At 70.3% G+C, this 11244-nt stretch carries 9 protein-coding genes; 2 read left to right on the top strand and 7 right to left on the bottom strand.

The window, feature by feature from the left end:
* Positions 1-28: 28 nt before the first annotated feature.
* From yjfF to araD1, 6 genes are all read right to left on the bottom strand, one after another.
* Positions 29-1054, bottom strand: a complete 1026-nt coding sequence (gene yjfF / locus GGR71_RS05575; protein WP_160962934.1) for a galactofuranose ABC transporter, permease protein YjfF — start codon at positions 1052-1054, stop codon at positions 29-31.
* Positions 1051-2106: an ABC transporter permease gene (locus GGR71_RS05570; protein ID WP_160962936.1), complete on the bottom strand. Its 1056-nt coding sequence runs from the start codon at positions 2104-2106 to the stop codon at positions 1051-1053. The genes yjfF and GGR71_RS05570 overlap by 4 nt, the downstream gene beginning before the upstream one ends.
* Entirely contained in the window at positions 2103-3614 is a 1512-nt protein-coding gene (locus tag GGR71_RS05565; protein WP_160962938.1) for a sugar ABC transporter ATP-binding protein, read from the bottom strand. The genes GGR71_RS05570 and GGR71_RS05565 overlap by 4 nt, the downstream gene beginning before the upstream one ends.
* A gap of 10 nt (positions 3615-3624) precedes the next feature.
* Complete coding sequence (locus tag GGR71_RS05560; RefSeq protein ID WP_160962940.1) at positions 3625-4617, bottom strand: ABC transporter substrate-binding protein; 993 nt, start codon at positions 4615-4617, stop codon at positions 3625-3627.
* A gap of 98 nt (positions 4618-4715) precedes the next feature.
* The gene (locus GGR71_RS05555; RefSeq protein WP_160962942.1) at positions 4716-6155 is read right to left on the bottom strand and encodes an aldehyde dehydrogenase family protein; all 1440 of its coding nucleotides are present in this window, start codon (positions 6153-6155) and stop codon (positions 4716-4718) included.
* Positions 6156-6173: 18 nt separating this feature from the next.
* Positions 6174-7181: an AraD1 family protein gene (araD1, locus tag GGR71_RS05550; protein WP_160962944.1), complete on the bottom strand. Its 1008-nt coding sequence runs from the start codon at positions 7179-7181 to the stop codon at positions 6174-6176.
* A 152-nt stretch (positions 7182-7333) separates the two neighbouring features.
* On the opposite strand from araD1, the gene GGR71_RS05545 reads away from it, so the two are divergent.
* Entirely contained in the window at positions 7334-8317 is a 984-nt protein-coding gene (locus GGR71_RS05545) for a LysR family transcriptional regulator (protein ID WP_160962946.1), read from the top strand.
* Positions 8318-8491: 174 nt separating this feature from the next.
* Here GGR71_RS05545 and GGR71_RS05540 read toward each other — a convergent pair whose 3' ends face one another.
* The gene (locus GGR71_RS05540; RefSeq protein ID WP_160962948.1) at positions 8492-9289 is read right to left on the bottom strand and encodes an SDR family NAD(P)-dependent oxidoreductase; all 798 of its coding nucleotides are present in this window, start codon (positions 9287-9289) and stop codon (positions 8492-8494) included.
* 174 nt (positions 9290-9463) lie between these two features.
* Between GGR71_RS05540 and GGR71_RS05535 the strand changes: the two genes are divergently transcribed.
* A complete protein-coding gene (locus GGR71_RS05535) occupies positions 9464-11188 on the top strand; it encodes an IlvD/Edd family dehydratase (protein WP_160962950.1) in 1725 nt (574 codons plus the stop codon).
* Positions 11189-11244: the final 56 nt, after the last annotated feature.

The raw sequence follows: 11244 nt of genomic DNA, 5'->3' as shown, positions 1-11244 counted from the left end.
GATGCTCACCGCCACGCGCTGCCATCCGTCAGACAACCGCATCCATCGCCGGCAGGCGCCGGCTCAACAACCGCTGCAGCAGGCAGAACAGCAGCAGCAGGCCGCCGATCACGATGCGCGTCCACCACGAGCTGAGCGTGCCGTCGAACACGATCAGGGTCTGGATCGCGCCCAGGATCAGCACGCCGAACAAGGTGCCGATCACGTAGCCGCTGCCGCCGGCAAGCAACGTGCCGCCGATCACCACCGCGGCGATGGCGTCCAGCTCCAGGCCCTGCGCGTGCAGGCTGTAGCCGGACAGCATGTAGAACGTGCACACCACTCCGGCCAGCGCCGAGCAGAAGCCGCTGAAGGCGTAGACGCGCACCTGCGTCGCCTCCACCGGCAGGCCCATCAGCCGCGCCGAGGCCTCGCTGCCGCCGAGCGCGTACACGCAGCGGCCGAAGCGGGTGCACTGGGTCAGCCACATACCCAGCGCCACCATGGCCAGCGCGATCAGCGCGCCGACCGACAGCGACGCGCCGCCGCCCAGCGGCAGCCGCGCCTGCGCGATCGCGGTGTACAGCGGGTCGGTGATCGGGATCGAGTCGACGCTGATCAGGTAGCTGGCGCCACGCGCCAGGAACATGCCGGCCAGGGTGACCACGAACGGCTGCAGGCGGTAGCGCTGGATCAGCAGGCCCATGCCGGCGCCGAACACGCTGCCGAGCAACAGCACCAGCGGGATCGCCGCCAGCGGCGACCAGCCATGGCGCTCGACCAGCGACGCCGACAGCACCGTGGCGAAGGCCAGCACCGCGCCCACCGACAGGTCGATGCCGCCGCTGAGGATCACCAGGCTCATGCCGACCGCGGCGATGCACAGGAAGGCATTGTCGATCAGCAGATTGGCCAGCACCTGCGGCGCCAGGAAGCCGTCGTAGAGCACGCCGCCGGCCGCGAGCATGGCCACGAACAGCGCCACGGTGATCGCCAGCGGCAGGCGTGCGCCCTGCAGCATCCCTGTCGCCTTGCGCAGGCCGGAGATGGTCACGCGCGGGACCGCCGCACTCATGGCCGCACCTGCGGCGGCGGCCGCCTGATCCAGGCACGCAAGTTGGCGCGGAAGGTCGGCGATTGCAGCAGCATCACCGCGAACACCAGCAGCGCCTTGATCAGCATGGTGACCTGCGCCGGCACGCCGAAGGCGTAGATGGTCGCGGTCAGGGTCTGGATGATCAGCGCGCCGATCACGCTGCCGGCCAGGCTGAAGCGGCCGCCATCGAGCAGGGTGCCGCCGAGGGTGACCGCCAGGATCGCGTCCAGCTCCATCAGTTGCCCGGCGTTGTTGGCATCGGCGCTCTTGACGTTGGAGCTGATCAGCAACCCGGCCAGGCCGGCGCTGAACGCGCAGAACACGTACAGCAGCACCGCGATCAACCGCGCACGCACGCCCGCCACCCGCGCCGCGCGCGGGTTGTAGCCGATGGCACGCACGAACAGACCCAGCGCGGTGCGCCCCAGCAGCAGCTGCAACATCACGAACACCGCGGCGACCACGAACAGCGCGAACGGCAGGCCGAGCAGGAAGCCGTTGCCGAGATAGAAGTACGGCGGGTAGTAGATAGTCAGGATCTGCCCGTCGCCGATCAATTGCGCGATGCCGCGCCCGGCCACCATCAGGATCAGCGTGGCGATGATCGGCTGCATGCCGACCTTGACCACCAGCAGGCCGTTCCACAGCCCGCACAGCGCCGCCACCAGCAGCGGCGCCAGCAACACCGCCCACAGCGGGAAGCGGCTGTGTTCGCCGCCGCCGATCATCCATGCGGCCACCGTCGCGGCGATCGCCACCACCGCACCGACCGAGATGTCCAGGCCGCGCACCGCGATCACCAGGGTCATGCCCATCGCCACCAGCGCCAGCGGCGCGGCGCGGTTGCCGATGTCGACCAGGCTGCCGTACAGGTGGCCGTCGCGCCATTGCAGACTCAGGAAGCCGGGGTCGAACACGCCGTTGCCGAGCAGCAGTGCGGCCAGTGTCGCCAGCGGCCAGAACAGCGGATGCGCGCGCAGCCGCGCCGGCCAGCGCGGCGCGACGGCGTCGGGCGTGGTGGCAGCGCTCATGCCGTGCTCCCGGCGATCAGCTCGAAGATCGCACGCTCGCCGCAGCCGCCGGGCAGCTCGCCGACCAGGCGACGTTCGCGCAGCACCGCGATGCGGTCGGCGATGCGCGCGAGTTCGGCGACCTCGGCGGAGATGAACAGCACCGCCATCCCCTCGCGGGCCAAGGCCAGGATCCGGGTCATGATGTCCTGCTTGGCGGCGATGTCGATGCCGCGGGTCGGTTCGTCGAGGATCAGCAGCCGCGGCCGCGTCGCCAGCCAGCGCGCCAGCACCACCTTCTGCTGGTTGCCGCCGGACAGCAGCCCCACCGGCGTCTCCAGGCTGGCGGTCTTGATGCCCAGCACGTCCACATAGCCCTGCGCGATGCGCACCTGCTCGGCCGGCGCCAGGAACCGGCGCAGCCCCATGCGCGCCTGCAAGGCCAGCACGATGTTCTCGCGCACCGACAGCTCGGCGACGATGCCCTCGGTCTTGCGCTCTTCCGGACACAGCGCCAGGCCGTGGCGGATCGCATCGAGCGGGCCGCGCAAGGCCACGGCGCGGCCGTCGATCGCCACGCGGCCGCGATCGGCGCGGTCCAGCCCGAACAGCAGCCGCGCCAGTTCGGTGCGGCCGGCGCCGAGCAGGCCGGCCAGGCCCAGCACCTGGCCGCGGCGCAGTTGCAGGTCGATCGGCTGCAACTGGCCGCGCCGGCCCAGGCCCTGCGCCTGCAGCAGCGGCGCCGCGTCCTCGGGCGCCGCGGCGCGCACCGTGGCGGCCGCGGCGCTGGCCGGGTCGAGCGCGCGCCCGACCATCGCCGCGACCAGTTGCGGCGCGGGCAGCGCGTCGGGGGTGTATTCGCCGACCAGGCGACCGTTGCGCAATACGCCGATGCGGTCGGCCACCGCGTACACCTGATCGAGGAAGTGGGTGACGAACAGGATCGCCATGCCGGTCTCGCGCAGCGCGCGCATCACCCGGAACAACTCGGCCACCTCGCCTTCATCGAGGCTGGAGGTAGGCTCGTCGAGGATCAGCACCCGCGCCGATACGCCGACCGCACGCGCGATCGCCACCATCTGCTGCACCGCCACCGGATAGCTGCCCAGCGCGCGACGTACGTCGATGGCGATGCCCAGGCGCTGCAGGCCGGCCTCGGCCTCGCGTTCGACCCGGCGCCAATCGATGCGCCGCGGCCAGCCGCGCAGCGGGTAGCGGCCGGCGAACAGATTCTCGGCCACCGACAGGTTAGGGCACAGGTTCACTTCCTGGTACACGGTGCTGATGCCGAGCCGTTGCGCCTGCTGCGGCGAGGCCGGCGCGACGACCGTGCCGTCCAGCACGATGCGTCCAGCGTCGGCGGCGGTCACGCCGGTCAGCAGCTTGATCAGGGTCGACTTGCCGGCGCCATTCTGGCCCATCAGCGCGTGGATCTCGCCGCCGCGCAGGCGCAGCGCCACGTCCTCCAGCGCGGCCACGCCAGCGTAGGCCTTGCTCAGTCCCTGCGCCTCCAGCACCAACGGATGCATGCGCGCGCCCTCAGTACTTGCGCTTGGGCAATTCGGCCGCGGCCTGGTCCTGGGTGTAGACAGATTCCTCCACCACGATGCGCTTGGGCAGCGGCTTGCCGGCCTTGAGGTCGCGGATTGCCTGCACCAGTTGCGGGCCGAGCAGCGGGTTGCATTCGACGGTGACGTTGAGCTTGCCGGCCTGCATCGCCTCGAACGCGCCCTTCACCCCATCCACCGAGATCACCAGGATGTCCTTGCCGGGCTTCAGCCCGGCCTCCTCGATCGCCTGGATCGCGCCGATCGCCATGTCGTCGTTGTGCGCGTAGAGCACGTCGATGTTGCGCCCTTCCGCTTTCAGGAACGCCTCCATCACTTCCTTGCCCTTGGCGCGGGTGAAGTCGCCGCTCTGCGAGCGCACGATCTGGAAGCGCGGGTGCGCCGCCAGGACGTCCTTGAAGCCCTTCATGCGATCGATTGCCGGCGCCGAGCCGACGGTGCCCTGCAATTCGACGATGCGCACCGGCTTGTCGCCGTCCTTCAGCGGCGAGCGCTCGACCAGCCAGCGCGCGGCCTTGCGCCCTTCCTCGACGAAATCCGAGCCGATCAGGGTGACGTACAGGCTGTCGTCGGACACCTTCACCGCGCGGTCGGTGAGCACCACCGGGATCTGCGCGGCCTTGGCCTCGCGCAGCACGGTCTCCCAGCCCGATTCCACGACCGGCGAAAACGCGATCACGTCCACGCGCTGGGCGATGAACGAGCGCAGCGCCTTGATCTGGTTCTCCTGCTTCTGCTGCGCGTCGGAGAACTTCAGCTTCATGCCGGCATCGGCGACGGCCTGCTTGATCGAGGCGGTGTTGGCGGTGCGCCATTCGCTCTCCGCGCCGACCTGGCTGAAACCGACGGTGAGTTGCCCCGGCGTCTTGCCCGCCTCCTTGCCGCCGCCGGAACAGGCGGCCAGCGCCATGCCCAGCAGTGCCACGATTCCCAGCGCCCGCATTCCCGACGTGTGCTTCTGCATAGCCCCTCCTCGTTGATGGCACGCTGGCGGCGGACACGGCCCTGAGGCCGCGACGCGCCGCCCACCCTCCCAGGCCGGCGTGCGCTGGTTCGATCAGTTCATGGTGCGGACGTATAGGCGGTCTTGACCGTGGTGTAGAACTCCACCGCATACCGGCCCTGCTCGCGCGGGCCGTAGCTGGACGCCTTGCGCCCGCCGAACGGCACGTGCGGATCGACGCCGGCGGTGGGCAGGTTGACCATCACCATGCCCGCCTGCACATGCCGCTTGAAATGCGTGGCGTGCTTCAGCGAACGCGTGGCGATGCCGGCGCACAGGCCGAACTCGGTGTCGTTGGCCAGCGCCAGCGCGTGGTCGTAGTCGTCGGCCACCAGCACCGCGGCGACCGGGCCGAACACTTCCTCGCGGGCGATGCGATGCTGCGGCTGCGCAGCGACCAGCGCCGGGCGCAGGTAGTAGCCGCGGTGCGCGCACTCCAGCGCCTCGCCGCCATAAAGCACCTCGGCACCTTCCTCGCGGGCGATGCGCAGGTAGTCGCGGTCCTGCTCGAACTGGCTGCTGCTGGCGACCGGGCCGATGTCCACGCCCGGCTCCAGCGCATGGCCGATCTTCAACGCGGCCAGGCGCGTGCGCACACGCGCGACGAAGTCGTCGTGCACCGCGCGCTCGACGATCAACCGGCTCGAGGCGGTGCAGCGCTGGCCGGTGGAGAAGTAGGCACCGTTGACCGCAATCTCCGCCGCCAGGTCCAGGTCGGCATCGGCCAGCACCACCAGCGGATTCTTGCCGCCCATCTCCAACTGGATCTTCAGCCCGCGCTCGGCGGCCTGGCGCAGCAGCCGGTTGCCGGTGGGCACCGAGCCGGTGAAGCTCAGCGCATCGATGCCGCGTTCGGCGACCAGCGCTTGGCCGACCGTGCTGCCACTGCCGAGCACCAGGTTGAACGCGCCGTTGGGCAGGCCGGCGCGGCTGAGGATCTCGGCCAGCGCCCAGGCGCAGCCGGGCACCATCTCTGCCGGCTTGAACACCACGGTGTTGCCATAGGCCAACGCCGGCGCGATCTTCCACGCCGGGATCGCCAGCGGGAAATTCCACGGCGCGATGATGCCCACCGTGCCGACCGGCTCGCGGGTGATCTCGACGTTGACCCCGGGCCGCGTGGAGGCCAGCGTCTCGCCGGGAATGCGCAGGGCCTCGCCGGCGAAGAACTTGAAGATCTGCCCGGCGCGCGTCGCCTCGCCGATGCTCTCCGGCAGGGTCTTGCCCTCTTCCGAGGCCAGCAGCGCGCCCAGTTCCTGCTTGCGCCCCAGGATCTCGCTGCCGACCGCGTCCAGCGCGTCGGCGCGCTGCTGCGGCGTGCTCGCGGCCCAGGCCGGCTGCGCCGCGTTGGCCGCGGCGATCGCCTCGCGCACGGTGGCCGCATCGACACCGCCGGCTTCGCCGACCGGTGCCGACAGGTCCGACGGATTCTCGTCGGGGGCGATGGCATCGCCGGCCACCCAGCGGCCGTCGATGTAGCTCTGGAAACGTCGGGTCATGCCTACCTCCGTGCGGTTCTACAGCGCGCGCACGCCACCCAGGGCGAATCCGCTCTCGACGCGCTGCAAGGGATTGACCAGCGCCGCGCCGAACTCGGGCAGTTCGATCTCGAAACGGTCGCCGGGCTGCGCCTGCACGCCGTCGGCGAAGCTCAGCGTGGCGGTGCCGAAGAAATGCAGGTGCACGTCGCCGGGCACGCGGTGCGCGGCGTACTTGAAATGGTGGTATTCGAGATTGGCCAGCGAGTGGCACATGTTGGCCTCGCCGGTGACGAAGGGTTTCTCCCAGATCACCGCATCGCCGCGGCGGATGCGGCTATGCCCGCGCAGGTCGCGCGGCAGGTCGCCGCAACGCAGCTCCGGGCCGACCGCGCAGGCGCGCAGCTTGGAATGGGCCAGGTACAGGTAGTTCTGGCGCTCGGTGACGTGGTCGGAGAATTCGTTGCCCAGCGCGAAGCCGAGCCGGTACGGCACGCCGTCGGCGCCGATCACGTACAGCCCGACCAGTTCCGGTTCCTCGCCGCCGTCCAGGGCGAAGTCCGGCGACGGCAGCGGCGCGCCCGGCGCGACCAGGGTGCTGCCGTCGCCCTTGTAGAACCATTCCGGCTGCGCGCCGGGCTGGCCGTCGCGCGGGATGCCGCCTTCCACGCCAAGCTGGAAGATCTTCATCGAATCGGTGAGCGTGCCCTGCGCCGCCTGCTGCTGCAGGTTCTGGTGCATGGCATCGCGGGTCGCCGCGCTGCCCAGGTGGGTCAGGCCGGTGCCGGTGACGCGGCAATGCGCCGGGTCCGGATGGGTCAGCGGCGGCAGCACGCGGCCGGCGGCCAGCAGCGCAGCGTAGTCGAGCACGCGCTCGCCGCGCAGGTGCTGCGCATGCGCCTCCAGGCTGTCGCCGGCGGCCAGCGCCACGTTGGCCAGCGCGTAGGTCGACGCCACCTCGCGCAACAGCCGCACCTGGCGGCCCTCGTCCTCCACCACGCCGACGCCGGGGGTGCCTGCGTCATCGAGCAACTGGATCAATCGCATGAATCGGTCGCCTGTCGGAATGCGGGCGCGCAGCGCGCGACGCGGGACACGCGCGACGCGATGCGCCCGACCTATTCTGGCCGGACGACCTATATGCAACAAATATCGGTTTTGGCTTAACGTATACGAACATTCATATCGCTCTGAGCGCCATGCCCGCTGCCCCGCCCTGGTTCGTCCGCGCCCGCCTGAAGACCCGGCAATTGATGCTGCTGCTGGCGATCGAGGAGGAAGGCAACATCCACCGCGCCGCCGAGACCTTGAACATGTCGCAACCGGCCGCGTCCAAGCTGCTCAAGGACCTGGAGGACATGCTGGCGGTGCCGCTGTTCGAGCGCCTGCCGCGCGGCATGCGCGCGACCTGGTACGGCGAGGCGATGATCCGCCACGCGCGCATCGCCCTGGCCAGCCTCGGCGAGGCCGGCGCCGAGATCGCCGCGCTGAAGGCCGGCTATGCCGGCAGCGTCGGCGTCGGCGCGATCGCCGGCCCGGCGATGAGCCTGCTGCCGTCGGCCCTGGCCCAGGTCGGCGCGCAGCATCCGCTGCTGCGGGTGAGCCTGCGCGTGGACGGCAGCGACGTGCTGCTGGAGCAACTGGCGCAGAACAAGCTCGACATCGTGGTGGCGCGGCTGTTTGCGCGGCACGACAAGCGCCACCTGCACTACCAGGCGCTGGCCGAGGAAAAGGTCTGCGCCATCGCCCGCCCCGGCCATCCGCTGCTGGCGGCGCCGGCGCCGACACTGGCCGTATTGGCCGAGGCACCGTGGATCGTGCCGCCGGACGGCAGCGTGCTGCGCCACCGCTTCGAACTGATGTTCCAGAACGCCGGGCTGGAGGCGCCCAAGCGGGTGATCGAGACCTCGGCGCTGGTGGTGCTGCCGCAACTGCTGCGCCATGGCGACGCGCTGGCGGTGGTGCCGGAGGACGTGGCCCGGCATTTCGCCGACCACGGCAGCGTGGCGATCGTGCCGGTGGCGCTGTCCTGCCGCATGGACGCCTTCGGCCTGATCACCCGCCGCGACTGGCTGCTGTCGCCGGGCGCGCGGATCGTGCTGCAGGCGCTGCAGGAGGCGGCGGCCACGGTCTACGAAGTCCCCGTGGCAACAACCGCGCCGTCGCTACCGACGGACGGCTGATCGCGTCGGGACTGAAGTCCCTCCCACAATGCGCCGCCCATCAGCAGCGCTCGGCTGTTTGTGGGAGGGGCTTCAGCCCCGACGAGCGAAGCGGGACACCTCCCCGCTATGGCCCTGTCCGAGCCGACGCCACCTCGCAGGACATCCCCAGCACCACCCGCCGCCAGACCGACCTCAGGTCCAGCCGCCATCCACCACGAACTCCTGCGCGGTGATCGCGCGCGCCTCGTCCGAGGCCAGGAACAGCGCCATGCGCGCGATGTCCTCCGGCATCACCTTGTCCGGCAGGCACTGGTTCCGCGCAAGTTCGCGCTCGCCGGCCTCGTCCAGCCACAGGGTGACCTGGCGCTCGGTCATCACCCAGCCCGGGGTCAGCACATTGATGCGGATCCGCGCCGCGCCCAGGTCGCGCGCCAGGCCGCGGGTCAGGCCGTTCACCGAGGACTTGGCGGTGGCATACACCGGATAGCCGCCGGTCTTGCTCTGCCAGCCGGTGGAGCCGAGGTTGACGATGGAACCGCCACCCAGGCGCCGCATGCCCGGCACCACCGCCTGGATGGCGAAGAACGCCGCACGCTGGTTGATCGACACACAGCGCTCCCAATAGTCGGGGGTCACCGCCTCCAAGGCGTGGCGATCGTCGCTGCCGACGTTGTTGAGCAGCACGTGGAAATCGCCCAGTTCGGCCGCCGCTGCGCCGATCGCCGCCTGCAGCGCGGCCACGTCGGTGACGTCGCAGCGGCGCCACCACGGCGCGCTCAGGCCGGCCGCGGCCAGGCGCTCGGCCAACGCGGCACTGGGTTCGGCCGCGACATCGACGAAGGCCACCTGCGCGCCTTGGGCGGCAAAGGCCTCGACCAGCGCGGCACCGATGCCGGAGCCGCCGCCGGTGATGAAGACGCGGCGCCCGCGCAGGCTGCCGTAGGTTGCGTTGCCGAGGAGGGAAGGCGCCGCGCTTGCCGAGTTGTCCATGCCATTTCGCTCTAGGTGGATAGGTTTTTGATATATGAAAACAAATATCCATTCGAAGATATTTGCTATTTTTCACGTATCAATATGCCCGCTAGCATCCCCGGCGTAAAGCATCCGGGGGCGGCTTGCGCACAAGGCGGATCCCGGCGTCCTGGACTCGAGGAATCCGCCGACATGGGCTCACCCAGCAAACCGCCGCGCCGCAGCCAGGCGTGGTTCGGGCGCGAAGGCAAGCAGGGCTTCTACTACCGCAGCTGGCTCAAGAGCGCCGGCCATCCGCACGACATGTTCGATGGCCGCCCGGTGATCGGCATCTGCAACACCTGGTCGGAGCTGACCCCGTGCAACGGCCACCTGCGCGAGCTGGCCGAGCACGTCAAAAAAGGCGTGTACGAGGCCGGCGGGTTCCCGCTGGAGTTCCCGGTGATGTCGCTGGGCGAGACGCAGATGCGCCCCACCGCGATGCTGTTCCGCAACCTAGCCAGCATGGACGTGGAGGAATCGATCCGCGCCAATCCGCTGGATGGCGTGGTGCTGCTGATGGGCTGCGACAAGACCACTCCATCCTTGTTGATGGGCGCGGCCAGCGTGGACCTGCCGACCATCGGCGTGTCCGGCGGGCCGTCGCTGTCGGGCAACTGGCGCGGGCAGCCGCTGGGCTCGGGCACCGGGGTGATCGAGATGTCGGAGATGGTCCGCGCCGGCACGCTGGGCCAGGACGAGTTCGTCGAGGCAGAGGCCTGCATGCAGCGCTCCAAGGGCAGCTGCATGACCATGGGCACGGCCTCGACCATGGCCAGCATGGTCGAAGCGCTGGGCATGTCGCTGCCGGAGAACGCGGCGATCCCGGCGGTGGACGCACGCCGCGCGCGGCTGGCGCGGCTCAGCGGGCGGCGCATCGTGCAGATGGTGGAAGAGGACCTGCGCATGTCGCAGGTGTTGACCGTCGACGCCTTCGCCAACGCGATCAAGGTCAACGCCGCGATCGGCGGCTCCACCAATGCGGTGCTGCACCTGCTCGCCCTGGCCGGCCGCGTGGGCGTGCCGCTGCAGCTGGACGACTGGGACCGGCTCGGCTCGCGACTGCCGTGCCTGGTGAATCTCAAACCGTCCGGCCAGTACCTGATGGAAGATTTCTACTATGCCGGCGGGCTGCCGGCGGTGATGCGCGAACTCGGCGCCGAACTGGCGCTGGACGCGCGCACCGTCAATGGCCGCACCGTGGGCGAGAACGTGGCGCAGGCGCCGTGCTGGAACCGCGAGGTGATCCACCCGCTGGACGCGCCGGTCCGCGCGGAAGCCGGCATCGCCGTGCTGCGCGGCAACCTGGCGCCGGACGGTGCGGTGATCAAGCCCTCGGCCGCCTCGCCGCACCTGTTGCGGCACCGCGGGCGCGCGGTGGTGTTCGAGGGCATCGAGGACTTCAAGGCGCGCATCGACGACGAGGCGCTGGACATCGACGCCGACTGCATCATGGTGCTCAAGCACTGCGGTCCGCGCGGCTACCCGGGCATGGCCGAGGTCGGCAACATGCCGCTGCCGCCGAAGCTGCTGCGCGCGGGCATCACCGACATGGTGCGCATCTCCGACGCGCGCATGAGCGGCACCGCCTACGGCACCGTAGTGCTGCATGCCTCGCCCGAGGCCGCCGCCGGCGGCACCCTGGCGCTGGTGCGCGACGGCGACATCATCGAACTCGACGTCCCCGGCCGCGCACTGCACCTGGAAGTCAGCGACGAAGAACTGCTGCGCCGGCGCAGCGAATGGACACCGCCACCGGCGCCGACGCGCGGCTGGAGCAAGCTGTACGTGGAGCATGTGCAGCAGGCGCACCTGGGCGCGGACCTGGATTTCCTGGTCGGCAGCAGCGGCGACGCGGTGGCGCGCGATTCGCATTAGCGTCCGCGGCGAGAGGTATCCACAGCATTCGTAGGAGCGGCTTCAGCCGCGACAGG

The organism is Xanthomonas sp. F1, assembly GCF_014199855.1.
Note: the sequence above shows the minus strand (reverse complement) of the source record. Positions and strands in the feature narration are given on the sequence as shown.

Bases quoted from the DNA above. Each gene is read 5' to 3' on its own strand.
- GGR71_RS05560 (WP_160962940.1), bottom strand. From the start codon at position 4,617: ATGCAGAAGCACACGTCGGGAATGCGGGCGCTGGGAATCGTGGCACTG.
- GGR71_RS05570 (WP_160962936.1), bottom strand. From the start codon at position 2,106: ATGAGCGCTGCCACCACGCCCGACGCCGTCGCGCCGCGCTGGCCGGCG.
- GGR71_RS05545 (WP_160962946.1), top strand. From the start codon at position 7,334: ATGCCCGCTGCCCCGCCCTGGTTCGTCCGCGCCCGCCTGAAGACCCGG.
- yjfF (WP_160962934.1), bottom strand. From the start codon at position 1,054: ATGAGTGCGGCGGTCCCGCGCGTGACCATCTCCGGCCTGCGCAAGGCG.
- GGR71_RS05555 (WP_160962942.1), bottom strand. From the start codon at position 6,155: ATGACCCGACGTTTCCAGAGCTACATCGACGGCCGCTGGGTGGCCGGC.
- GGR71_RS05565 (WP_160962938.1), bottom strand. From the start codon at position 3,614: ATGCATCCGTTGGTGCTGGAGGCGCAGGGACTGAGCAAGGCCTACGCT.
- araD1 (WP_160962944.1), bottom strand. From the start codon at position 7,181: ATGCGATTGATCCAGTTGCTCGATGACGCAGGCACCCCCGGCGTCGGC.
- GGR71_RS05540 (WP_160962948.1), bottom strand. From the start codon at position 9,289: ATGGACAACTCGGCAAGCGCGGCGCCTTCCCTCCTCGGCAACGCAACC.
- GGR71_RS05535 (WP_160962950.1), top strand. From the start codon at position 9,464: ATGGGCTCACCCAGCAAACCGCCGCGCCGCAGCCAGGCGTGGTTCGGG.